We start from the raw sequence: 23,642 nt of genomic DNA, 5'->3' as shown, positions 1-23,642 counted from the left end.
GGATTTCCGGGAGAAGATCATGATTCGCAAAACGCTGTTCGCCACTGGGTTGCTGACAACCACGCTGCTCGCCTCGACTGCCTGTTCCGCGCAACCGGCAGCGGCGGACAAGCCGTTCAAGGAGACGGTGGTCGCCGATTTCGATTCGCCCTGGGCGATGACGTTCCTGCCCGACAAGCGCATGCTCGTCACCGAGAAGAAGGGGCAGATGCTGCTGGTCTCCGCCGACGGCAAGTCGCGCCAGACGGTCGCGACGCTCACCGTCGATTCGGCAGGGCAGGGCGGGCTGATGGACGTCGTCCTCGCGCCCGACTTCGCGACCAGCAACCGCGTGTATTTCAGCTATTCGACCGCTGGCGAGGGCGGCAAGGGCGTCGTCTTGGCGCGTGGTCGCCTGCGTCCGAACGGTGGCGGTGGCGAGCGTCTCGGCGAGATCGAGGTGATCTTCAGCGCGCGGCCCTTCGTAGAGGGCAATGGCCATTACTCCGGCCGCATCGCCTTCTCGCCCGACGGCAAATATCTGTTCTTCACCAACGGCGAGCGCCAGAAGTTCACCCCCGCCCAAGACCCCAAGATGACGCTCGGCAAGGTGCTGCGCCTCACGCTCGACGGCAAGCCCGCCCCCGGCAACCCGCTAGTTGCGAAAGGTTTCGCACCCGAAATCTGGAGCTACGGCCACCGCAACCTGCTCGGCATCGCGTTCGACAAACAGGGCAATCTCTGGGAGCAGGAGATGGGTCCGAAGGGCGGCGACGAGGTCAATCTCATCAAGCCGGGCCTCAACTATGGCTGGCCCAACGCCTCGAACGGCAGCAACTACGACGGCACCGACATCCCCGATCACAAGCCCGGTGACGGTTACGAACCGCCCAAGGTATTCTGGAACCCGGTCATCTCCCCCGGCGGCCTGATGATCTATTCGGACAGCATGTTCCCGCAATGGAAGGGCGACGCGTTCATCGGCGGCCTGTCCTCGAAGTCCCTCGTCCGCGTGCACTTGACCGGCACGAACGCCGCCAAGGGCGACCAGTGGGACATGGGGGCAAGAATCCGCGAAGTCGAACAAGGCCCCGACGGCGCGATCTGGGTCCTCGAAGACGGCGGCGACTCACAAGGCCGCCTGATCAAACTGACCGCGAAGTAACCGAAATTCCCCTCCCGCTTGCGGGAGGGGTTAGGGGAGGGCGCGACGTACGTACTGGCGTCCGGTCTGTGAGGCACGCCCCTCCCCCGACCCCTCCCGCAGGCGGAAGGGGAGCAGAAGCAGCTAGTCGCGCACGATCAGGTAGTTCATCCGCGCAGCCGCAATCGGCTTGTCGCGCTCGTCCTGCCAAGCGGTCGCCTCGACATTGGCCACCCGCGTGCCCAACCGGGTCACAACGCCCGCCGCCCGCGTAGGCTTGTCCCGACCACCCCGCATGAAATCGACCGTGACGTTCACCGGCTTGATCCGCCCGCCACCCTCAGCCTCCAGCGCATGTTGCAACGCCGCGATCGCCGCCATTTCCAGCAGCCCCGAGATCGCACCGCCATGCAGGAACCCCGGCCGCCCCAACACGTCATCCGCAAACGGCATCAGCAATACCGGCGGCGCGCCGTCCTCGGCCTCGACCGACACGCGGAGGATCTCCGCATAGGGCGGCAAACCGATCGTCACGCCTCGATCCTTCTGTTGAGACCCATGCCGGCGACGTCGCCCACCACCATGAACGTCCCCGCGACATGCGCCAGCGGATCGCCCGGGTCGCCGTCATGCGCCTGCCCGCGCACGAACGCGATCGACCGCGTGATTCGGTAGCACTCCCCGCGCCCAATCACCGTCTTTCCCGGAGTCGCCGGCCGCAGGTAATCCACTCGCAGGTCGAGCGTCGCGTGCGGCACGAACGCCTTGCGCTTGATCCAGATCGCCAGACTCGTCGCCATGTCCATCATCGTGATGATCGGCCCCGACGCGATCACGCCGCTCGCGGGATCGCCGATCAGCCGCTCGTCATAGGGCAGCGCAAGCTCCGCCCAGTCGTCGCCATGCGCGTGATAGCGCATCCCCAGCGCGGCGCCGTGCCCGCCGAACCCGCGCGTCGCAAACCATTGTGGATCAAAACCAGCCATTGCCCGCCTCTACACGCCGGGTGGCCGCGCGCAACATTGCGGGCGGGCCCAGGCGCGGTTAGCGTTCGCGCAAAGATCGAGAGGATCGCCACTATGAACGACCGGGTCACCATCACCGTCACGGACGGCATCGCCGACGTCCGTCTCTCGCGCGCCGACAAGATGAACGCGATCGACCCCGCAATGTTCGAGGGCATCGCCGCGGCAATCGACCAGCTCAAGGGAATGACGGACGTCCGCTGCGTTGTCCTTTCTGGCGAAGGCAAGGCGTTCTGCGCCGGTCTCGACATGGCCTCGATGGCGAACGGTGGTTCCGGGCTGGCGCTCGGCGACCGGACAGGGGAGGGCGCGAACCTCGTCCAGCAGGTTGCCTGGGGCTGGCGCACCTTGCCGATGCCGGTCATCGCCGCAGTCCACGGCGTCGCATTCGGCGGCGGCTTCCAGATCATGTCCGGCGCCGACATCCGCATCGCGCATCCGCAAGCCCGCTTCGCGATCCGCGAGGCGTATTGGGGCTTGGTCCCCGACATGGCCGGCATCGCGTTATGGCGCACGCTAGCCCGCGACGACGTGCTCCGCGAGCTCACCTACACCGCCCGCGAATTCGACGGCGCGGAGGCACTACGGCACGGCTTCGTTACGCGTCTATCCGAAGACCCGCTCGGCGAGGCGATGATGCTCGCCCGCGAGATCGCGGCGAGGAACCCCCACGCGATCCGCGGGTCGAAGGCGCTCTACAACCTCGCGGCGGATGCGGACGCGGCGGCAGTGCTTCATGCAGAAACCGAAGAGCAGCTCAAGGTCATCCGCACGCCCAACCAGGTCGAACAGGTACGGGCCAACCTGGAAAAGCGTGCGGCGGTGTTCGAGGACTGAGCCCTTCCGTCATCCTGAATGTCGTCAGGATGACGGAAGGGGGGCGACGTTCCGCCCCACTTCTACCACCCCGGCGCAGGCCGGGCTCCAATTGGAAAGGTCGATCTACCGGGGCGCCGTCCTCAGTCAGCACCGTCCCCCAATTGGGCCCCGGCCTCCGCCGGGGTGGTGCAACAAACGGGGCGGCGCGTTGAGGCGGAACGAGCCTCCCTACTTCACCTTGTCATACGGCGTGAAATCCCGAAACCGGCAGTACCCCGATGGGATCGACATACCCACCGACACCGTCCGAAACCGGTCGTTTCGGCACAATTGCCCGCCGTAAACATCAACGATCAACGTATCGAGCGGCCGCAGCGAAGGGCATTCGCCGACCGGCCCAGTCTTCCAGATCCGCTTGCCCGACTGCCGATACAGGATCGTCTGCGAATCGACGATCTCAGGCCCGTTGAGCTGTTGAAGATCGATGCAACGCACCGGCGCCCCCGCAGTCCGTCCCGCCAACGGGTCCGACTTGCCCGCCCCGAGCATCCCCACCGTCAACAGCGCCGCCGCCGCCAGAACCGCTCCGCGCATCAAGGCTTCCGATACGGCACGAAGTCGCCGAAGCTGCAACTCCCGGTCGGGAAGCGCGAGGCCTGGTCGAACGTCTGCGCAATGTCGCCGCGGCACAGTTGCCCGGTCGGCGTCCGCGTCACGAGGATATCGCCCCGCGCGATCCCCTCGCATCCGCCGACGGTATCGCTGCGGTACACGAGCCCGCTATTCACCCGGTACAGGATCGTCGCGCCGTAGCCCGAACTCTGCTTCTGCGGGAACTGGCTGATGCACGACTCGGGCTTGCCCGGCACGAGCCCAGCGAGTTCCTTAGCCAGTTTCTCCTGCACGCCCGCCTCGCGCACCTGCGCGCGCTCGACCTCCGCCTGGGTCTGCGTACACGCAACCAGCAAAATCGCCGGCAGCATCAAGAGTGGCAGGGTCCGCATACGCATCGCAACGCTCCTCAAAATCCGATCACCGTTGTACGCGCTTTACCCGCGAAACGCATCCTTGGCCGCACGATAGTCCGCGAACTGCTCAAGCGAAGTTGCGCGCAGGAAAGGATTGGTCGCCCGCTCGCGCCCGATCGTCGTCGGCACGGTCGGCTCGCCCTTCGCCCGCGCCGCATCGACCTCGATCATTCGCGTCGCGATGTCGGCATTGTCCGGCTCGGCAACCAGCGCATAGCGCCCGTTGCTCTGCGTATATTCATGCCCGCAGAACACCTCGGTCTCGTCCGGCAGCGTCGCATAGCGCTGCATGTTCGCGAACATGTCGGCGGGCGTCCCCTCGAACAGCCGCCCACACCCCATCGCGAACAGCGTATCCCCGGTGAAGATCGCCGCATCATCGGCAAAGTGGAACGCGATATGCCCCTGCGTATGCCCCGGCACCGTCATCACGGTCGCCTCGTGCGCACCAAGACGCACGACATCGCCTTCGCCGACCTGCTCGTCGAGAGACGGGATCTTGTCCGCCTCCGCCGCCGGGCCGACTATCGTCGCGCCATAGGCCTTCATCTCGGGGTTCCCACCGGTATGATCGGGGTGCCAGTGCGTCGTCCACACCCGGTCGACCCGCCAGTCGCGCTTCTTCGCGGCGGCGATCACCGGCCCGGCCTCGCCCGGATCGACCACCAGAGTCTCGCCCGAGACGGTGTCGTGGATCAACCAGGCATAATTGTCGGAGAGGACGGGCACGCGGACGATATCGAGCATCAGCGGGTCACCACTTGCCGGTGTTCGGCATCGACGCCCAAGGCTCGACCGGATCGAGCGCGCCATCGGCCTGCAACAGCTCGATCGAGATGTTGTCGGGCGTCCGCACGAACGCCATGTGGCCGTCGCGCGGCGGCCGATTGATCGTGACACCCGAGTCCATCAGCCGCTGGCAGGTATCGTAGATGTTGTCGACACGGTAGGCGAGGTGACCAAAGTTGCGACCCTCACCATACTCCTCGGGGTCCCAATTGTGCGTCAGCTCGACTTCTGCGCCCTCGTCGCCGGGGACCGACAGGAAGATCAGCGTGAACCGACCCTTCTCGTTCTCCATCCGGCGGACCTCCTTCAGGCCCAGCGTCTCGAAGAACGCGATCGTCTTCGCCGGGTCGCTCACGCGGATCATCGTGTGGAGATATTTCATGCTGGCTCCGAGGGTTGTTCGGAACCGCAGATAGGGACGGGGGCGGTGGCGTGAAAGGGTGTGACCGACCTGCGGCGTCCTATTCCTCCGACCGGATCAGCACCGCCTCGCCAATGAAGAAGAACAGCAGGAACGGCGCCCAGGCGGCGAGGAACGGCGGGTAGGCGCCGAGATTGCCCATCGCGAGCGCAAAATTGTCCGCGACGAAGAACGCGAAGCCGAGGCCCATGCCGATCACGGCGCGCACGAACAGCTTGCCCGATCGCGCGATGCCGAACGCCGCGACCGCGCCCAGCAGCGGCATCAGCACCGACGACAGCGGCCCCGACAGCTTGTGCCACAACGACCCTTCAAGCGCCTTGGTCGGCCGCCCCGCGTCGGACAGGTCCGCGATCGCCGCCTTCAACGCGCCGAACGACAGTCCGTCCGCATCGACGCTCGCCAGCGTGAACTGGTCCGGCCGCACGTCCTTTGCGATCACGACGGCGCCCAAGGGGCGGACGGTGCCGCTCTTCACATCGAACCGGTTCGCAGGGCTCACCTCCCAGCCGTTCGCGACTCGCCTGCCGTGATCCGCACGCAGGATCGCCACCAGGTTGCCGCCGGTACGATCGTACAGCGTGATCCCGCCAAGCCGAGTCGCGTCACCGCGCCCGCGAATCTGCGCGACCTCGATCAGGTCGTCGCCGTCGCGCACCCACACGTTCGCGCGGTCGCCGCGATCGATCGGCAACTTGCCGTAATTTACCTTCTGCCACTGGTTCAGCGTCGCCGTCGCTCGAGCCACGACCCGGTCGTTGAACACGAAACTGATCATCGCCACACCCAGGCTCGCGACCAGCAGCGGTGCGAGCACCTGATGCGCGGAGAGGCCCGAGCCCTTCAGCGCGATGATCTCGCTGTTCTGGTTCATCGTGATCAGCGTCAGGATGGTGCCGAGCAGGACCGAGAAGGGCAGGAAGCGCGAAACGATCTGCGGCGCCCGCAACGAGACGTAATGCCAGACCTGCGCATCGCCATTGCCGGGGAAGGCGAGGATATCGCCGGAGTTGCTCAGCAGGTCGAGCGCCTGGAGCACCAGCACGAGCGCGGCGAGCACTGCGAACGTCCGCACCAGGAACATCCGTCCCATGTAGATCGCGACCGTGCGCGACGGGAAGAAACTGACGAGGTTCATGCGGCTTTGCTCTTACGGAAGCCCGGGATACGCTTGGTGATCGCCTTGAACGTCTTCGAGAAGACGCGTTCGAGCGCACCGATCGGTTGCCCGCCGGGGACATAGGCGATCGTGTAGTACATCCACAGGATCAGCCCGGCGAAGATCGTGAACGGCACCCACAGCGCGATGATCGGGTCGATCCGCCCGAGTTCGCCGACGTCCGCCGCGTACTGGTTCACCTTGTGATAGGTGACGATCATCACGATCGACAGGAATACGCCGAGCGCGGACGAGGATCGCTTGGGCGGCACGCCGAGCGCGAGCGCGAGCAGCGGTAACAGGAACATCGTCGCGACTTCGGCAAGCCGGAAGTGGAACTCCGACCGGCTGCCGTCGCGTTGCTCCAGAGTCGCGCCACGCTGGCCCTGCTTGGCGAGTTCAGGCAGCGTATATTCGAGATTGCGCCCGCCGCGACTGCGGAAGCTCTCGAACTTGGGCAGGTTGATCGGCAGATCGTGGCTGCTGAAAGTCAGCACGCGCGGCGTCTTGAACTCGGGCCGGTTGTGGATCAGCGTCCCGTTCGCAAGGCGGAAGATGATGACGTTGGGATCGTCGGTCGCGAGGAACTTGCCCTTCTCCGCGGTCACCCCCAGCCAGTCGCCATTCTGGCTCGACGCATGGACGAAGATCCCGGACAGCTCGCGGCCCTTGTCCTTGCTCTCTTCGATCCGCAGCGTCATCCGGTCGCCCAGATTGGTGAACTCGCCGACCTTGATCGACGCGCCGAGCGCACCCGTGCGCAGCTCGAACCGCAGGCCCTCGTAATAATAGCGTGCGATCGGCTGGACATAGCCGACGATCGCGAGGTTCAGCAGCGCCAGCGCGATCGTGTACATGTACGGCACGCGCAGCAGCCGGTTGTAGCTCATCCCGACGCCGCGCAGCACGTCCAGCTCGGACGAGGTCGACAGCCGGCGGAACGCGAGCAGGATGCCGAGCATCAGCCCGATCGGGATGCCGAGCCCCAGATATTCGGGCAGCAGGTTGGCGAGCATCCGCCACACGACGCTGATCGGGCCGCCTTGCGTCGCGACGAAATTGAACAGCCCGAGCATGCGATCGAGCACGAACAGCATGACGGCGATCAGCAGCGTCGAAAATAGCGGCACCGCGATCAGCCGGGCCATGTAGCGGTCGATGGATTTCATGCGCGGGTTGGGCTCGGTATGCTGGGTCGCGCGGGTATAGGGGCGCACGCGCTAGGCGTCATCCTCAATCGCAACGCATCAATGAACGATCATTCCGCGGCGATCGGGTGGTTCGTCTCGCGGCGCTCCGCGGCCATCGCCGTCACGACCGCGCGCTCCAGCCCGTTGAGCGTGAAGGGTTTACGCAGCACCTCGTGTCCGCCGAACTGCGCGACGTTCACCTCGCCGGCAAACCCCGTAACGAACAGCACCGCGACGTGAGGATATAGCGGGGAGAGCGCCGCGATCATCTCCGGCCCGGTCTGGCGCGGCATCAGCACGTCGGAGATGATCAGCCCGATCCCCGGGTTCGCCGCCAATAGCGCGGGCGCCGCGAGCGGATCGTCGCACGCGATCGGATGATGGCCGATCTCCTCCAGCGCGCCGGTCGTCGCGGCCAGCACGCGCGGATCGTCCTCGACCACCAGGATCTGCAACCTCTCGGGCATCGTCGGCGCGATCGGCTCGACCATCGCGATCGGCACGGTCGGCAGGGGCGTTGCGACCAGCTCCGCGGCGCGCGGGAAATAGAGCGTCACGGTCGTCCCTTCGCCCGGCGCGGAGACGATGCCGACCTCGCCGTGCAACTGCTGGACCAGCGCGAAGATCTGGCTGAGCCCGAGCCCGGTACCCTTGCCGACGTCCTTTGTGGTGAAGAACGGCTCGAACACGCGCTCGGCGACGTCGGGCGCCATCCCGCAGCCGTCGTCGCCGACCATGATCGTGACGTAGTCGCCCGCCGCGCACCGTCCGACTTGGTCCGCCGCTAGCGTCGTCGCGCCGGTCGCGACAGTCAGCGTGCCGCGCCCGTTCATCGCGTCGCGCGCGTTGACCGCGAGGTTCAGAACCGCGTTCTCCAGCTGGACGCGGTCGGCGCGGACGCACCCGCCTGCCGCATCGTCGCGCACGATGACGGTGATCGCGTCCCCTAGCGTGCGGTCGAGCAGGTCCGACATCCCCGCGACCAGCGCGGCGGCGTCGATCGTCTCCGCCTTCAGCGAATCCTCGCGACTGAAGGCGAGCAGCCGGCGGGTCAGCGCCGCCGCGCGGTTCGCGCCCTCGGTCGCGCTGTCGATATGGCGACGGACGCTGGCCGGATCGCTCGCGAGGTTGCGCCGCGCGAGTTCCAGGCCGCCCAGCACCACCGCCAGCATGTTGTTGAAGTCATGCGCGATCCCGCCGGTCAGTTGTCCGACCGCCTCCATCTTCTGGATCTGGCGAAGCTTCGCCTCCTGCACGCGCAGTTCGGCGGTGGCGGCGGCGACCGCGGTGGTCAACTCGTCCGCGCGCTCGCGTTCGAGTTCTGCATCGGCCAGCGCGGTCGCCCGCTCGCCGACCGCGCGGATCGTGAACCAGCCGAGCAGGATCGCGCCCAGCACGATCAGCACGCCGAATATGGCCAGCACCCCCGCGACCCAGCTCGACCGCTCGACCGACCCCAAGGCCGCCGCCGTCCGGTCGTCGAGCAACGCGCGCTCGCGTGCAATCAGCGTGTCGAGCGTCGTGTTGATCTCGATGAGCGTCGGCGCCTTTCGCCCCTGGTAATAGCGTGCGAGCGCCTGGCCGTTCTTGCCGTAGCGCGTGTTGAGCGCGGTCAGCGACAACTCCAGCCCGCGCGCGTCATAGGCGGCGCGAAGGCGATCGACTCGCGGCTGCTGCTCGGGATTGTCGTTGGTGATCTGGTCGAGCCGGTCGATCTGCGTCCCCGCGAGCAGCCATTCGTCGAAATAGAGCTGCCCCAGCTGCTTGTCGCCGCTGATGACATAGCGCCCCAGCGACGCCTCCGATCGCGCGATCGTCCCGGACAGCGTCCGCGCGAGGATCATCACGTCATAGCTGTGCGCCTGAAGTTCGAGTGCCCGATCGCGCTGGCGATTGGCGTGGCCGAGCGTCACGATCAGCGCAATGAGCACTGCAGCACCGAGCAAGCCCATCACGACCAGCATGGCTATGCGCCATCTCGCCCCGCCCCCCTGGGCCGCAGTCTCGACCTCGTCTTGCGTCACGGCCGGCATCCTAACGCGTCGTTGCCCACACGCAATGACCTGGAATGCCGGTACCGATCGAACATTTCACGGATGTTTCCTCCCCCGCGGGGGGAGGAAACCGTCAGCCGATCACGCCGACGGCGCGGCCAGCGGTCTCGAACATGCCCAGGATCGTCGTGATCTGCTCGTCGGTATGTTCAGCGCACAGCGAACACCGCAGCAGGAACGTCCCCGCGGGCGTCGCGGGCGGGCGCGCCATGTTGACGTACAGCCCCCCCTCAAGCAGCGACTGCCAGATCGCGATCGCCTGTTCCTGGTCGGTCAGGATCACCGCGATGATCGCCGAGTCGGACGTCTCGGTGCCGAGCTTGAACCCCATCGCCTTCAGCCCGCCGTGCAGCCGACGCGCGTTCTTCCAGAGCTGCGCGCGCTTGTCGTGCGCGGTCATCAGCTTGCGGATCGAGGTCGCGGCGGTGGCGACCACCGACGGCGGCAGCGAGGCGGTGAAGATGTACGGACGGCAGGCGAACCGCACCATCTCGAACTTCGGGTGGTTCGACACGACGAACCCGCCGACCGTGCCGACCGACTTCGAGAAGGTGCCGACGACGAAATCGACCTCGTCGGTCAGCCCCATCTCCTCGTACACGCCGCGGCCATTGGGGCCGAAGAACCCCATCGAATGCGCCTCGTCGACCAGCACCATGCAGCCATGCTTCTTGGCGACCGCGACCATTTCCTTCAGCGGCGCGATGTCGCCAAGCATCGAATAGACGCCCTCCAGCACCACCAGCTTGCCGGCTTCCTTGGGCAGGCGACCGAGCCGCTTGTCGAGATCGGTGACGTCGTTGTGGCGGAAGCGGACGATCTCGGCGTTGCCTTGCTTGCAGCCGTCGTAGATCGACGCGTGGCTGTCGGCGTCAAGGATGACGTATTCGCCCTTGCCGGCGAGCGTCGAGATGATCCCGAGGTTCGCCATGTACCCGGTCGAGAACACGATCGCGCCGGTCATGTCGTAGAATTCGCGCAACGCCTGTTCGACGTCGATATGATCGTGGAACGTGCCGTTGAGCATCCGGCTGCCGTTGGTGCCCGACCCGAACGCGTCGAGCGCGTTTTTACCCGCCTGGATGACGTCGGGGTCGAACGTCATGCCCATGTAGTTGTACGTGCCGAGCAGGATCGTGTCCTTACCGCGGATCACCGCCTGCGTCGGCCCCTTCACCTCGTCCATCACGATCGCGAACGGATTGCGCACGCCGCTCGCGATCAGCGCCTCGCGCTCGGCGATCAGCGCGTCGAATTTCGACATGAGGTCGCGTTCGGGGGCGACCTCCGGAGCGTCGACGGGGAGGGCGTGGGCGGTGGTGGCGGCTTCGGTCATTCTAAGGATTCCATGAGGTTGGAATGTGTATCCCAACCGTTCGTCCCGAGTAGCCGTCGAGCTTGTCGAGATGGCGTATCGAAGGACATGTACCTCGATACGGGCTCTCGGCTACGCTCGATCCCTACTCGGCACGAACGGCAAGGGGGGTCAGGCCTTCAACTTCGCTACCGCGTCGACCAACTGGCCGACCGTCTCGATCTCGGCCTGCATGTTCATCGTGATGATGATGTCGAACTCGTCCTCGATCGCGGCGACGAAATCCATGACGGTCAGGCTGTCCCACTCCAGGTCGCCCTGGAACGTCGTCGCATCGGCGAGGGCGACGCCCTTCTTGTTGAACGGCTCGATCTGCGCGGTGACGGTGTCGTAGATCTGCTGGCGGTCGCTCATGATAATCCCTTCGGTGTCGCGGCACTCCTGACAGGGAATTGCGGCGGCTTTTCGGCGCTATAGCAGCCCGGCGGCGCGATACCACGCCGCGGTTTGCGCGAGCGCCTGCGGTGTCGCGACGGACGGCGTCCACAGCGCGGGCGGCGGCGGCTTGTGCGAGACCCAGTCGGGGTGGCAGAAATAGCTGACCCGGTCGCGTGTCAGTTTGGCCTTGCGTCGACGGACGAGTCGATCGGCGGCGGACGCGAGTTTCAGGAGCGCACGGGGTGTGGAGAACACCTTGACCGGCTTGCCCACGGCCACGCCGATCGCGCGCGCAAAGTCGCGGTTGTCCCAGCCGTTAGGCACGCCGTCGTCGGGCTCCATGATCGACGGCGCGTCGGCACTCTCGGCAAGCACCAGCAGCAGCGCGGTCAGGTCCTCGACGTACAGCAACGAGACGCGCGTGCCGGCCGGCGGCATCGGCAGATAGCCCGACCGCGCCGCCTTGAAGAGATCGAGGATATCAAGATCGCGCGGACCAAAGATCGCGGGCGGGCGGACGATCGTCCAGTCCAGCCCAGACGTCTGCACGCGCGTTTCCGCCTCGGCCTTCGACCAGCCATAGTTCGACAGCGTCGGCTCGCGCGCGGCAAGCGAAGAGACGTGGACGAACCGGCGGATGCCCGCGGCCCGCGTTGCCTGGAGGATGCCTTCGGTGCCGGCGACATTGCCCTCCGCAAAGCCCGCACGGTTGGCCGCGTTGACGACACCGGCAACGTGGATCACCACGTCCGCGCCTTCGACCAAGGTCGCGAGGCTCTTCGGCCGGTCCAGCGCACCTTCGATCCAGGTCACGCCGATGCGCTTTGCCTGCGGCTTCCGCGCGAGCGCACGGACGGTGTGCCCGGTCTCCAGCGCGTGGTCGATCAGGTGGCTGCCGACGAACCCGGTGCCGCCGGTGATCGCGAGAATCATGAGCCCATTCCCCAGGTGAACAAGGCTTGGCCGATCATACGAGCGCCAAATGATTGCGGTGCACCAGCGCAGACCGAGGCGCATAGCCAAGGATCGCGGCATGATCGTCGCTATGCCGACCAAGCAGGCGTGCGGTATCCGCCGCATCATATTCCGCAAGGCCCCGTGCGACAGTCCCGGCAGGCCCCTCGATCGTCACCAAATCACCGCGCGCGAAACCCCCGTCGATCCGAGTGGCCCCAGTCGCCAGCAAACTCCGCCCCCGTCCAAGCGCAGCCGCGGCTCCCGCATCGACATGGATCGCCCCCTTCGCGGTTAGCCCGCCCGCCAACCAAGCCTTTCGCGCAGACGCCGTCCGCTCGGCCGTAAAGATCGTATGGCGGGCAGGGGTGGACAGCGGATGCTCGATCCGCCCCGAAGCGATCGCCAGCGGAATGCCCGCACCCGTCGCGATCCGCGCCGCAGCAATCTTCGAGGCCATCCCACCCGAACCCATCCCCGAGCCCGACCCGTCATCCGCCATCCCCGCAACCGCATCGATCCGCGGCACGCTGGCGATATGAGTCGCGGATGGATCGGCATGCGGATTGGCGGTGTAGAGCCCGTCGACGTCGGACAGCAGGATCACCCCCTGCGCGCCGGCGGCCTGCGCGACGCGGGCAGCAAGGCGGTCATTGTCGCCGAACCGAATTTCCTCGGTCGCGACGCTGTCGTTCTCGTTGATGACCGGCACGACCTTGAGCGACAACAGCCGATTGAGCGTCGCGGCGGCGTTGAGATAGCGTCGCCGGTCTTCGAGATCGTCTAGCGTGACAAGAATCTGCGCGGCGTTCAGCCCTTGGGCAGCGAGGAGTTCGGCCCAGACCTGGCTAAGCGCAATCTGGCCGGTAGCGGCTGCGGCCTGCGCGTCTTCAAGACTTGCGCGGCCGCCCTTCGAAAGACCAAGCCGGCGTGCGCCCAAGGCAATCGCGCCGGACGACACGATAGCGACCTGCTGGCCTTCACCAGTCCGAGCGGCAATGTCGGCGACGAGACCGGTCAGCCACTCCCGCCGAACGCTCCCATCAGGGTCGACAAGTAACGCCGACCCGATCTTTACGATCAGCCGGGGGCAAGACGAAGGTGGAAACATCACGCATTCCCCTCCCGCTTGCGGGAGGGGTTAGGGGAGGGGCGGGCGTGACCTGTCGACAAGAAAGCCCTTCCCCGACCCCTCCCGCAAGCGGGAGGGGAGAAATCTGGAACCAACCCTCTCCCCGCAGGGGAGAGGGCTAAGACGACGCCTACAGCGGCGACCATGCGACCGGCACTTCGCCTTCTTCCAGTTCCTTCGCCGCGCCCGCCGCCGGCCCGATCGCCTCGATCAGCTGGTCCAGCACCGCCTCGATACCAGCACCACTCGCCCCCGAAATCGCCATAACCTCGGCACCGCTGGCTTCCGCCAGCTCCGCCGACAACGCCGCGATCAGTTCGGGATCGAGCATGTCGATCTTGTTCAGCGCGACGATCACCTTCTTGTCGGTGAGCCCCTCGCCGTAATTCTCCAGCTCGTCGCGCACGATCCGGTACGATTCGGCCACGTCACGGTCATTCGCATCGACCAGATGTAGCAGCACCCGGCACCGCTCGATATGCCCGAGGAACCGGTCGCCGATCCCGGCACCTTCGGCCGCTCCCTGGATCAGCCCCGGAATATCCGCGACCACGAACTCGCGCTGCTTGTGGCGCACCACGCCCAGTTGCGGCCGCGTCGTCGTGAAGGCGTATTCGCCGACCTTGGCCTGCGCGTTCGTCACCTGATTGATGAAGGTCGACTTGCCTGCATTCGGCAGCCCAACGAGGCCCGCATCGGCGAGCAGCTTCAGCCGCAGCCAGACCCACGCTTCGCCGAACGGCCAGCCGGTGCCGTGCTGGCGCGGGGTGCGGTTGGTCGAGGTCTTGTAGCTCGCGTTACCGCGCCCGCCATCGCCGCCGCGGAACAGCACTTCGCGCTGGCCAACTTCGGTGAAGTCGATCAGCACCTCTTCCTTGTCCTCCGACAGCACCTGCGTGCCGAGCGGAACGCGGATCACGAGGTCCTTGCCGCCCGCGCCGGTGCGGTTCGAACCCGACCCGCCCGAGCCACGCGGCGCGCGGAAATGCTGGGTGTAGCGGAAGTCGATCAGCGTGTTCAGGCCGGCGATGCATTCGAACACGATGTCGCCGCCTTTGCCGCCATTGCCGCCATCGGGGCCGCCATATTCGATATATTTCTCGCGGCGGAAGCTGACGGCACCGGGGCCGCCCTCGCCCGAACGTACGTAGATCTTGGCTTGGTCTAGAAAATGCATCGCCGCCCCATAGCGAAATTGGCGAAAATCTCCACCCTCTGCGATTCGCCTCGCGATTCGAGCCCAGATCCGGTGTGCTCAGCAGCGGGCAGGGGCGGCGGCGTCCTTGCTGGCGAGCAGCGCGTCGAGCGCCAGTTCGCGTGCCTTGCCGACCGGGAGGCCGAGCGCGCGCGCCATCGGTGCCCCCATCAGCGCATCGCCGAGCGCCATCAGCACCAGAGTCAGCGTCTGTTCCTGGATCGGTTGGTCGCCGGGCATGTCACCCTCCGCCAGTTCGTCGACGAGATCGTGGATCGCGGTCAGGATCGGGTCGAGCGCGTTGGTATTGCCCGACAGGATCATCCAGCTCGCCAGCGCACCCGCGCCGCCCTTGCCGAACGCGTCGAAGGTCATCTCCACCACCTCACGCGGGTCAAGTTCGCCTGCCCGCACGCGCAGCACCGCTGCACCTATAGTGCCGACGATATCCGCCGCCATTCGCGTGATCAGCGCGGTATGCAGCGCCTCGGCCGAGCCGAAATGGTGGAGCAGGTTGGCGTGCGTCCGCCCGACGCGGCCTGCTACGGCCTTCAGCGTGACGGCACTGGGGCCGCTCTCCACGAGCAGGGCCCGCGCGGCCTCGACGGCGGCTTCACGCGATTCGGTGGGGGAGAGGCGCTTGCGCGGTGTTGACGTCACGGACCGGGAAACCTATTTACATCAATGTAAGTAACGAGTGTTCATTCCTGTTTGGAGGTTTCCGTGGCGAAAGCAACCACGCCTGCCGATCTGACGATCACCCCGCGCGACCGCCGCTTCGGCCGCGGTGCCGCGATTCGCCGCTGGTGGCTGAACGACGATGCCGTCGCGACGGCGTTCTACAACGCGCTGTCGGTGACGTTTCCGAAGGGCGAGGGCTATTTCGTCGACAGCGTCCGGAAGTTTCGCGAGGGCACGCCGCCGAAACTCCACGCCGAAATCAACGCCTTCATCAAGCAGGAGGTGATCCACACGCGCGAGCACGTCGCGTTCAACCGCCACGTCACCGACCAAGGGTACGATGTCGCGCCGCTGATCGTGGATGTCGACTCGGCACTCGCGCTGACCAAGGGGCGCCCGGAGATCGCGAGCCTCGCCGCCACCACCGCACTCGAACATTTCACCGCGATGCTGGCGCACGAACTGATCGCCAACCCGAAGCATCTCGCGGGCGGTGATCAGCAGGCGGCGGCGCTCTGGCTGTGGCATGCCGCCGAGGAGATCGAGCACAAGGGTGTAGCGTACGATACGTGGCTGCATGCGACGCGCGACTGGCCACGCTTCACGCGCTGGCGGTTAAAGTCGCTGGTGATGCTGATCACGACGTGGCGCTTCTTCACCGGGCGCGCACGGGGGATGGCGGAACTGCTGCGGCAGGACGGGCTGACCGGGCCGAAGGTATGGGCGCGGATGGCGTGGTACGCGTTCGGCAACCCGGGGATGGCGCGGAAGATCGCCGGCGTCTGGGCCTCGTATTTCCTGCCGGGCTTCCACCCGTGGAAGCATGACGATCGCGCGCTGATTGGGCTGGCGGAGAGCGAGTATGAGGCGGCAGTGCTTCCGGTTGCGAAGCGGGTTGTGGCCGTGGCCTGAGTATCGGACTCCAGGCCTCCCTCTTACGTCCTAGTTCTCCCGCGAAGGCGGGAGCCCAGGATACCAAACGCCACCGCCCGCGATCCCTGGACCCCCGCCTTCGCGGGGGAACAGCTAGTGCTAGAGTAGCAACTCACCTGAACTGAGGCACCACCCAGGCGAAGGCCGGGGCCCAATTGGGGAGCGTTGCTAACGGAGTACATCGCTCCGTTACTGCGACCTTTCCAATTGGGCCCCGGCCTTCGCCGGGGTGGTGTGCGATCGTACGGCGACGGTCCTGCGAATCACGCCGCCAACGGCATCGGCGCACATCGATCGTCATCCAGATCCAGCTCGAACATCACCGCAGGAGCCTCACCCCCACGCCCATGCAAATTCCGCGGCTCGACCCGCCCCGTAGGCCGAAACCCGAGCTTCGCCAGCACGCGCCCCGACGCCGGGTTGTCGACGAAATGAAAAGCATCCAGCCGGTGCAGGCCCAGCGCATGCCGGGCCATCGCCACCACTGCCTCGCCAGCCTCGGTCGCATAGCCGCGGCCCCACGCGTCCGGCGCCAGCCAATAGCCGAGTTCATGCCCCGCGTCCGCCGCACGGATACCGATCCCGCCGACGAGTCGCGGCGCACCCGCCTCCATCGTCTCGATCATGAAATGTGGGTCGTGCGGCCCACGTGGCTGCGCCAGGAACGCCTCGGCATCGCCCAGCGCATAAGGCCAAGGCGCACGCGCCAGCTTGGCGACCACCGACTCATGGCCGATCGCCCGCGCCAATGCAGGCGCATCTTCCGGCCAACCTGGCCGCAATGTCAGTCTCTTGGTGCGCGCGAACACGGCTCTCTCCTATCGCGTCATTGGCTACGCGCATGCCACGTCGGGATGACGGGACCGCGACAGCCGCGTGGAGGGAGCAATAAAAAAGGGAGCCGGGGTGACCCGTCTCCCTTGTTCAGGTTCGCTTTCGCGACCCGGGTCACCCTGGTGGGCAACCCGGATGGTTACCCGATGTTATTCGGCGGCTGCTGCCATGTCGGCAGTGTCGTTCGCTGCCAGCTCGACCGAGCAGAACTTGCGCCCGAGTTTGCCCTGGCTGAACACGACGCGGCCATCGACCAGCGCGAACAGCGTATGGTCGGTACCGATGCCGACGTTCGTGCCGGGATAGAACTTCGTCCCGCGCTGACGCACGAGAATGTTGCCGGCGACGCACGCCTGGCCACCGAACTTCTTCACGCCGAGGCGACGACCGGCCGAATCGCGACCGTTGCGCGAAGAGCCGCCTGCTTTCTTATGTGCCATCTGAAGCTACTCCTTATGCCTGAGCGGCCGGGGCATCAGCCTCGGTCTGCTTGGCGGTCTGGCCACCCACGGACACGATCTTCAGGATCGTGTGCTGCTGGCGATGGCCGTTCTTACGACGATAGTTATGACGACGACGCTTCTTGAAGACGATGACCTTGTCCGCCTTCGCCTGCGCGATGATCTCTGCAGCGACGACGAAGCCCTCGACGGACCGCAGCTCGGAGCCTTCGCCCGCCAGCAGAACGTCACCCAGCGTCACCGACGCACCTGCATCGCCCTCGATCTTCTCGATGACGATCTTATCTCCGGCGGCGACGCGATACTGCTTGCCGCCCGTGCGCACGACTGCGAACATGGCCCTTGTCACTTTCCAAATACGTGTATCCCACGAACGCAGGGTCCGCCGGAAGAAGCCGGGCAGCTAAGCGAGGGTAGGAGAGTTGTCAACCGCGAAGGGGCGGGAAAGAGGGGCGCGCGTAGGGTCGTCCACCACAGCTGCACAAGATTTTCCCCGCGAAGGCGGGGCCCAGACTGGCCCCCCGTCTTCGCGGGAGAACAAACTTCACTGGATCAAAGTGATTCGCCCTTAGTGCCGATGAACCTGCCGCAGCGCGTACCGACCATCCGCATAGTCACTGAACAGCCCGTCGATCGCCGGATGGTCGACCGGTTCGTCGCTGTCGTCCGGCACCAGGTTCTGCTGGCTCACATAGGCGACGTAGCTCGACTCCATGTTCTCCGCGAGCAGGTGGTAGAACGGCTGGTCCTTGCGCGGACGAATGTCCTCGGGAATCGCCGCATACCATTCGTCGCTGTTCGCGAACACGGGATCCACATCGAATATCACCCCGCGAAAATCGAACAGCCGGTGCCGCACGACGTCGCCGATCGAGAAATTCGCGTGCGAGATCGGCGGTGCGACCACCTCGGCGGGCACGATTGGGCGGGTGATGTCGTGAGCGATACTGTCGTGTCGGGGCATATCGGCCAATTTAGGGTTTGTTTTGCGCCGCACAAGGAAAACGCGTCGAGCGGTGCCCGGAGCGCTCAAAACCCTCTTGCATCGCTGGGGCCCTTTCATTAGAGGCCGCGCTTCGACCGATCGGAGGCGCTGTTCGCAGAGCTTCGGATGACCTGCGGAGAGGTGGCAGAGTGGTCGAACGTACCGCACTCGAAATGCGGCGTACCCGCGAGGGTACCGTGGGTTCGAATCCCACCCTCTCCGCCATTTATTTCCTACAGCATCGAATATCCGCCGCCAGGCGCACCGCCATTGCGCGGTCTCGCGTGCATACGGCGATGGCAATGCCCTCCGTCGCGGCCTAGACGATAGCGGGTACGACCGCCGCCGCGTCGTCGAGAAGGATGCTGCACCAAGCCTATGATATCGACCGACCAGGCACTGGCAGACCTTGGCTGGACTGCGCATTTCGCGGACCAGCTTGCCGAAGACGAGCAGCAATATTGCCACCCTGTCCGCGTGATGGCGGTGCACCGCGGCAAGATCGCGGTGTCCGGCGCCAAATCGGACGGTTTCGTCTCGCCCTATATCGCAGGCGCGCAGCCCGAGGACGATCACCCGACGGTCGGCGACTGGCTGCTGATCGACGATCGCACGCAGGAGGCGACGCGGGTCCTTCGGCGCATGAACCTGTTCAAGCGACGCTCGCCGGCCGATCCGCGGAAGGATCAGATGATCGCGGCCAATGTCGACACCGTCTTCATCGTCGCATCGTGCAACCAGGATTTCAGCATCGCCCGGCTCGAGCGCTATCTCGTGCTGGCGCGCGAGGTGGGGGTGCCCCCGGTCGTCGTCCTCACCAAGGCTGACTTGACCGACACGCCCGAGGAGTTTGCCGCCGCCGCGCGCGCGATCGAGCCGGGATTGCTGGTCGAAACGGTGGACGGGCGCGACCGGGCCGACGTCAAGCGGTTGGCGGCGTGGTGTGGGCCCGGCAAGACCGTCGCGTTCCTCGGCTCGTCCGGCGTCGGCAAATCCACGCTCGTCAACGCTTTGCGGGGATCGGACAGCATCGGAACGCAGGCGGTGCGGGTCAAGGACGGTACCGGCCGTCACACGACGACGGTGCGCGAGATGCACCGGCTCGACCAGGGCGGCTGGCTGCTCGACCTGCCCGGTATGCGCGAACTGCAATTGTCGGAGGCCGCGACCGGGCTGGCCGAGGTGTTCGACGATATCGCGCTGCTCGCGCAGGAATGCCGCTTTGCCGATTGTTCGCACGGCGTCGAGCCGGGATGCGCGATCCAGGCGGCGATCACTGCGGGGACGCTGGCACCTGACCGCTTCGAACGCTGGCGCAAGCTCAACGCGGAGGAAAACGGCGCCGCGTCACGGCTGACGAAGCGCCGGACGCGGTAACGCAGGCGCCGCGCCGCGACGTTTTCAAGGGATCGGACGCGGTAGAGCATCAGACCGCAGCGTCTCGACTGTATTGTCGAGGCGGCCGCGACAGCAGCTCAAGATCTGATCAAGTATAGATCGCTGCGGTGAACTATGCCGGACAAGCAAACGCCCGGACCGTCGCCGATCCGGGCGCCTGCGTGACGATCGCTCGTCAGCCCCCATTTTTTTGCTCTCGCATCTCGTCTTGCGACGGAGCGGAAAAGCAGTCCCCGAACCACGGCCGTTGCCTGTGTCTCAGCGAGTTTGTTGCTAGTTATGTCCGTGGATTTTGTCACGGTCTTTGCGCGGGGCGGCTCACGATTGAACTGCGCCTGTGGCGATTACGCAACAGACCAATCTAGACACTTCCGGATCGGGACTGACCCGGCCCTGCACGAGGGGGGCGTCGCACGCCGGGCACACCGCCACGCGCCGGCCTCAGAACCGGCCCGACAGTTGCCTCGCAACGGGCCGCGTCCTAGAGCCGCTGCACTCTATCCCTAACGATCGAACCTGGCCGCCCATGATCCTGTCCCGCTACGAACGGATGATAGCCCGCCGCTATCTGCTGCCGGGCAAGGGCGAGGCGTTCATCTTCCTCGTCGCCTCTATCAGTCTGGTCGCGGTCATGCTCGGCGTCGCCGCGCTGGTGATCGTGATGAGCGTCATGAACGGCTTCCGCGCCGAGTTGTTCGACAAGATCGTCGGGCTCAACGGGCATGCGGTGGTGCAGGGCGTCGGCAACCGGCTCCCCGACTGGCGCGAGATCGTCGCGCAGGCGCAGAAGACGCCGGGCGTCACCAGCGCGCTGCCACTGATCGAGCAGCCGCTCGCCGCCACCTATAACGGCCGTGCCGAGGCGGTGCTGGTGCGCGGCATGCGCGTCGAGGACATCCGCCGCAATTCGACGATCAGCAACAAGGTGATCATGGGCTCGCTCCAGTCGATTACGCAGGGCAGCGGCCGGATCGCGATCGGCTCACGCCTCGCCGAATCGCTCGGGGCGCAGGTCGGCTCGGAAATCTCGCTGTTCAGCCCGCAAGGCCAGACGACGCCGTTCGGCACCGTGCCGCGGATCGTCAGCTACACGGTCGGCGCGATCTTCGAGATCGGCGTCTATGATTACGACAAGGCGTACATCATCATGCCGATCGAGGACGCGCAGACGCTGCTCCTGATGGGCGACGCGGCCGGCATGGTCGAGCTGAAGACGGTCGATGCGGACCGCGTCGGCGAGATCCTCAAGCCGCTCGCCGACAAGATCGGTGGCAACGCGGTGATCGCCGACTGGCGGACGATGAACGCGCAGCTGTTCGAGGCACTGGCGGTCGAGCGCGTCGCGATGTTCACCGTGCTGTCGATCATCATCCTGGTCGCGGTGTTCAACATCCTCTCGTCGCTGATCATGCTGGTCCGCGCCAAGACCCGCGACATCGCGATCCTGCGAACGATGGGCGCGACGCGTGGCTCGATGATGCGGATCTTCATCGTCGTCGGCACCACCATCGGCGCGCTCGGGACGGTCGCGGGCCTCGTGCTCGGCTTCATCTTCCTGTTCTACCGACAGGGCGTCGTGAACTTCGTCCAGCTCCTCACCGGCCAGAACCTGTGGGATCCGTCGATCCGCTATCTGACCGAACTCCCATCGAAGACCGACCCCGTCGAGATCGTCGTGATCGCGCTGATGGCGCTCGTTTTCAGCTTCCTCGCGACGCTCTATCCGGCCTGGAAAGCGGCGAGTACCGACCCCGTGCAGGTGCTGCGTTATGAATGAAGGCCTCAAAATCGATCGTCAGATCGAGAAGTTCGACGATTACGTCCTCCAGACCAGCGGGCTGACCAAGAGCTTCACGCAGGGCGGCGCGACGATCGACGTCCTGCGCGGTGTCGACCTCGCGATCGCACCGGGCGAGATCGTCGCGCTGCTCGGGCCATCGGGCTCGGGCAAGTCGACGCTGTTGCAAGCCGTCGGCCTGCTCGAGGGCGGCTTCCAGGGATCGATCAGGATCGCCGGCACCGAGGCGGCCAAGCTCAACGCGCATGAGCGGACGGTCGTACGCCGCGACAGCCTCGGCTTCGTCTACCAGTTCCATCACCTGCTGCCGGACTTCAATGCGACCGAGAACGTCGTCCTCCCACAGCTCGTCCACGGCGCGACGCGGGCCGAGGCGGACGCGCGAGCGGCGGAATTGTTGACCCAACTCGGCCTCGGCCACCGCCTGACGCACCGCCCGAGCCAGCTCTCCGGCGGCGAGCAGCAACGCGTCGCAGTCGCCCGCGCGCTCGCCAACAAGCCCGCGCTGGTGCTGGCGGACGAGCCGACCGGCAACCTCGACGAACACACCGCCGACATCGTCTTCGCCGAGTTCATCCGCTTGGTCCGCGAACAGGGCACTGCCGCCGTGGTCGCGACGCACAACGAGCGGCTCGCGGCCCGCATGGACCGCGTGCTGCGGCTGCACGAGGGACGGCTGGCGTGAGCTGGGGCGAGACGCCGACGCTCACCGGGCGTCACGTCACGCTCCGCCCGCTCGTCGCCGATGACATGGACGCGCTGGTCGCGGCGGCGTCGGCGGACAATTTGTGGGACACTTTCTACGCCAACGTCGCGATGATGAAGGCTCCGGATCGCTGGCTCGCCGCGGCGTTGCGCGAGGAAGACTTTGGGCGGGCGCGACTGTTTGCGGTGGTGGCTGGCGGGACCGTCGTCGGCACCACGCGGTTCATGCGGATGAACGAGGCGAACAAGCGGCTCGAGATCGGCGGCACCTTCTACGCGAAGGCGGTCCAGCGCACCGGCGTCAACACCGAAGCCAAGCTGATGTTGCTGACCCACGCGTTCGACGTCCTCGACTGCGAATGCGTCCAGATCCGGACCGACTCACTCAACAAGAACTCCCAGCGCGCGATCGAACGCCTCGGTGCCAGGCGCGACGGCGTGCTGCGCGGGCACCAGGTCATGGCGGACGGCCGCTTGCGCGACACCGTCGTCTACAGCATCCTCCGCCACGAATGGCCCGGCGTGCGTCAGAACCTGACGTATCTGCTTGCGCGACACCCCGCCTGACTGGAGAACCGCCCATGACAGCGATCACCGACTTCACCGTAAAGACCGCCGACGGGACCACGGCTTCGCTCGAACCCTATCATGGCAAGGTGCTACTGATCGTAAACACTGCGTCGAAATGCGGCTTCACCCCCCAATATGACGGACTCGAAGCACTCCATCGCGATTATTCCGATCGGGGTTTCGAAGTGCTCGCGTTCCCCTGCAACCAGTTCGGCGGGCAGGAGCCGGGCGACGCAGCCGAGATCGCCAACTTTTGCACGCTGACCTACGACGTGACGTTCCCGGTCTTCGCGAAGGTAGACGTCAACGGCTCGGACGCGGACCCGCTGTTCGAGCGCTTGAAGTCGGATGCACCGGGCGTGCTCGGGTCGAAAGCGATCAAGTGGAACTTCACCAAGTTCCTCATCGGGCGCGATGGGGAGGTCGTGGATCGCTACGCCCCAACGACCAAGCCCGAGGACATCCGCAAGGATATCGATAAGCTGCTGTAGATTTCGGCTGCCACCCGTCACGTCTGCTACCACCCCGGCGAAGGCCGGGGCCCAATTGGGGGAAGGCAGTGAAGACCGCTACGCTCCGTTACTGCAACCTCTCCAATTGGGCCCCGGCCTTCGCCGGGGTGGTGCTTGAGGAGG

General features: G+C 65.9%; 27 protein-coding genes and 1 tRNA gene. 9 read left to right on the top strand and 19 right to left on the bottom strand.

Going from position 1 to position 23,642, the window contains the following annotated elements; all coding sequences use genetic code 11:
- Positions 1–19: 19 nt before the first annotated feature.
- Positions 20–1,144 carry a PQQ-dependent sugar dehydrogenase gene (locus E5673_RS18965; protein ID WP_136191189.1) on the top strand — a complete coding sequence of 375 codons (1,125 nt, stop codon included), beginning with the start codon at positions 20–22 and terminating at the stop codon, positions 1,142–1,144.
- Positions 1,145–1,267: 123 nt separating this feature from the next.
- On the opposite strand, the gene E5673_RS18960 is transcribed toward E5673_RS18965, so the two are convergent.
- Together E5673_RS18960 and E5673_RS18955 are read right to left on the bottom strand one after the other, a co-directional pair.
- Positions 1,268–1,651: a PaaI family thioesterase gene (locus tag E5673_RS18960; RefSeq protein WP_136191636.1), complete on the bottom strand. Its 384-nt coding sequence runs from the start codon at positions 1,649–1,651 to the stop codon at positions 1,268–1,270.
- 2 nt (positions 1,652–1,653) lie between these two features.
- Complete coding sequence (locus E5673_RS18955; RefSeq protein ID WP_136191188.1) at positions 1,654–2,109, bottom strand: PaaI family thioesterase; 456 nt, start codon at positions 2,107–2,109, stop codon at positions 1,654–1,656.
- Positions 2,110–2,202: 93 nt separating this feature from the next.
- Between E5673_RS18955 and E5673_RS18950 the strand changes: the two genes are divergently transcribed.
- A complete protein-coding gene (locus E5673_RS18950) occupies positions 2,203–2,985 on the top strand; it encodes a crotonase/enoyl-CoA hydratase family protein (protein WP_136191187.1) in 783 nt (260 codons plus the stop codon).
- Positions 2,986–3,195: 210 nt separating this feature from the next.
- Here E5673_RS18950 and E5673_RS18945 read toward each other — a convergent pair whose 3' ends face one another.
- The 13 genes from E5673_RS18945 to E5673_RS18885 form a co-directional block, all read right to left on the bottom strand.
- Positions 3,196–3,561: a hypothetical protein gene (locus tag E5673_RS18945; RefSeq protein WP_247599481.1), complete on the bottom strand. Its 366-nt coding sequence runs from the start codon at positions 3,559–3,561 to the stop codon at positions 3,196–3,198.
- Positions 3,561–3,977, bottom strand: a complete 417-nt coding sequence (locus E5673_RS18940; protein ID WP_247599480.1) for a hypothetical protein — start codon at positions 3,975–3,977, stop codon at positions 3,561–3,563. The genes E5673_RS18945 and E5673_RS18940 overlap by 1 nt, the downstream gene beginning before the upstream one ends.
- 39 nt (positions 3,978–4,016) lie before the next feature.
- Positions 4,017–4,742, bottom strand: a complete 726-nt coding sequence (gene gloB / locus E5673_RS18935) for a hydroxyacylglutathione hydrolase (protein WP_136191186.1) — start codon at positions 4,740–4,742, stop codon at positions 4,017–4,019.
- A 7-nt stretch (positions 4,743–4,749) separates the two neighbouring features.
- A complete protein-coding gene (locus E5673_RS18930) occupies positions 4,750–5,166 on the bottom strand; it encodes a VOC family protein (protein ID WP_136191185.1) in 417 nt (138 codons plus the stop codon).
- 79 nt (positions 5,167–5,245) lie between these two features.
- Positions 5,246–6,343, bottom strand: coding sequence for an LPS export ABC transporter permease LptG (gene lptG / locus E5673_RS18925; protein WP_136191184.1), 1,098 nt, complete (start codon positions 6,341–6,343; stop codon positions 5,246–5,248).
- The gene (lptF, locus tag E5673_RS18920; protein WP_175518216.1) at positions 6,340–7,533 is read right to left on the bottom strand and encodes an LPS export ABC transporter permease LptF; all 1,194 of its coding nucleotides are present in this window, start codon (positions 7,531–7,533) and stop codon (positions 6,340–6,342) included. The genes lptG and lptF overlap by 4 nt, the downstream gene beginning before the upstream one ends.
- Positions 7,534–7,622: 89 nt before the next feature.
- The gene (locus E5673_RS18915) at positions 7,623–9,518 is read right to left on the bottom strand and encodes an ATP-binding protein (protein ID WP_136191633.1); all 1,896 of its coding nucleotides are present in this window, start codon (positions 9,516–9,518) and stop codon (positions 7,623–7,625) included.
- Between the two features lie 163 nt (positions 9,519–9,681).
- Positions 9,682–10,944: an aminotransferase class I/II-fold pyridoxal phosphate-dependent enzyme gene (locus E5673_RS18910; RefSeq protein ID WP_136191183.1), complete on the bottom strand. Its 1,263-nt coding sequence runs from the start codon at positions 10,942–10,944 to the stop codon at positions 9,682–9,684.
- Between the two features lie 150 nt (positions 10,945–11,094).
- Complete coding sequence (locus E5673_RS18905) at positions 11,095–11,337, bottom strand: acyl carrier protein (RefSeq protein WP_056055832.1); 243 nt, start codon at positions 11,335–11,337, stop codon at positions 11,095–11,097.
- A gap of 57 nt (positions 11,338–11,394) precedes the next feature.
- Entirely contained in the window at positions 11,395–12,294 is a 900-nt protein-coding gene (locus tag E5673_RS18900) for an NAD(P)-dependent oxidoreductase (protein WP_136191182.1), read from the bottom strand.
- A 34-nt stretch (positions 12,295–12,328) separates the two neighbouring features.
- The gene (gene proB / locus E5673_RS18895) at positions 12,329–13,426 is read right to left on the bottom strand and encodes a glutamate 5-kinase (protein WP_136191632.1); all 1,098 of its coding nucleotides are present in this window, start codon (positions 13,424–13,426) and stop codon (positions 12,329–12,331) included.
- A gap of 151 nt (positions 13,427–13,577) precedes the next feature.
- On the bottom strand, positions 13,578–14,624 hold the full coding sequence (gene obgE, locus E5673_RS18890; protein WP_093399629.1) for a GTPase ObgE: 1,047 nt from the start codon (positions 14,622–14,624) through the stop codon (positions 13,578–13,580).
- Between the two features lie 78 nt (positions 14,625–14,702).
- The gene (locus E5673_RS18885) at positions 14,703–15,302 is read right to left on the bottom strand and encodes a TetR/AcrR family transcriptional regulator (RefSeq protein WP_056055838.1); all 600 of its coding nucleotides are present in this window, start codon (positions 15,300–15,302) and stop codon (positions 14,703–14,705) included.
- A gap of 63 nt (positions 15,303–15,365) precedes the next feature.
- Here E5673_RS18885 and E5673_RS18880 point away from each other — a divergent pair, with 63 nt between their 5' ends.
- Positions 15,366–16,235, top strand: a complete 870-nt coding sequence (locus E5673_RS18880) for a metal-dependent hydrolase (protein ID WP_136191181.1) — start codon at positions 15,366–15,368, stop codon at positions 16,233–16,235.
- 284 nt (positions 16,236–16,519) lie between these two features.
- Here E5673_RS18880 and E5673_RS18875 read toward each other — a convergent pair whose 3' ends face one another.
- The 4 genes from E5673_RS18875 to hspQ all read right to left on the bottom strand — a co-directional run bounded on the left by E5673_RS18875 (position 16,520) and on the right by hspQ (position 18,515).
- Positions 16,520–17,065 (bottom strand): GNAT family protein, encoded by a 546-nt coding sequence (locus tag E5673_RS18875; RefSeq protein ID WP_210731776.1) that lies wholly within the window; start codon positions 17,063–17,065, stop codon positions 16,520–16,522.
- 174 nt (positions 17,066–17,239) lie between these two features.
- A complete protein-coding gene (gene rpmA / locus E5673_RS18870; protein WP_056055842.1) occupies positions 17,240–17,530 on the bottom strand; it encodes a 50S ribosomal protein L27 in 291 nt (96 codons plus the stop codon).
- A 13-nt stretch (positions 17,531–17,543) separates the two neighbouring features.
- Positions 17,544–17,888, bottom strand: coding sequence for a 50S ribosomal protein L21 (rplU, locus tag E5673_RS18865; RefSeq protein WP_056065957.1), 345 nt, complete (start codon positions 17,886–17,888; stop codon positions 17,544–17,546).
- Positions 17,889–18,119: 231 nt separating this feature from the next.
- Positions 18,120–18,515, bottom strand: a complete 396-nt coding sequence (hspQ, locus tag E5673_RS18860) for a heat shock protein HspQ (RefSeq protein WP_136191180.1) — start codon at positions 18,513–18,515, stop codon at positions 18,120–18,122.
- Between the two features lie 156 nt (positions 18,516–18,671).
- On the opposite strand from hspQ, the gene E5673_RS18855 reads away from it, so the two are divergent.
- The 6 genes from E5673_RS18855 (at position 18,672) to E5673_RS18830 (ending at position 23,498) form a co-directional block, all read left to right on the top strand.
- A tRNA-Ser gene (locus E5673_RS18855) sits at positions 18,672–18,761 on the top strand.
- Positions 18,762–18,914: 153 nt separating this feature from the next.
- Positions 18,915–19,913: a ribosome small subunit-dependent GTPase A gene (rsgA, locus tag E5673_RS18850; RefSeq protein WP_136191179.1), complete on the top strand. Its 999-nt coding sequence runs from the start codon at positions 18,915–18,917 to the stop codon at positions 19,911–19,913.
- A gap of 547 nt (positions 19,914–20,460) precedes the next feature.
- Entirely contained in the window at positions 20,461–21,711 is a 1,251-nt protein-coding gene (locus E5673_RS18845) for a lipoprotein-releasing ABC transporter permease subunit (RefSeq protein ID WP_107954771.1), read from the top strand.
- Positions 21,704–22,417: an ABC transporter ATP-binding protein gene (locus E5673_RS18840; RefSeq protein ID WP_056489548.1), complete on the top strand. Its 714-nt coding sequence runs from the start codon at positions 21,704–21,706 to the stop codon at positions 22,415–22,417. Before E5673_RS18845 ends, E5673_RS18840 begins: the two co-directional genes overlap by 8 nt.
- Positions 22,414–23,004, top strand: a complete 591-nt coding sequence (locus E5673_RS18835) for a GNAT family protein (RefSeq protein ID WP_136191178.1) — start codon at positions 22,414–22,416, stop codon at positions 23,002–23,004. The genes E5673_RS18840 and E5673_RS18835 overlap by 4 nt, the downstream gene beginning before the upstream one ends.
- 14 nt (positions 23,005–23,018) lie before the next feature.
- Positions 23,019–23,498 carry a glutathione peroxidase gene (locus E5673_RS18830; protein WP_136191177.1) on the top strand — a complete coding sequence of 160 codons (480 nt, stop codon included), beginning with the start codon at positions 23,019–23,021 and terminating at the stop codon, positions 23,496–23,498.
- Positions 23,499–23,642: the final 144 nt, after the last annotated feature.

The organism is Sphingomonas sp. PAMC26645, assembly GCF_004795835.1.
In the GTDB taxonomy this organism is placed as follows: Bacteria; Pseudomonadota; Alphaproteobacteria; order Sphingomonadales; family Sphingomonadaceae; genus Sphingomonas.
The sequence above is the reverse complement of the archived record's forward strand: the minus strand, read 5'-3'. Positions and strand labels throughout refer to the sequence as shown.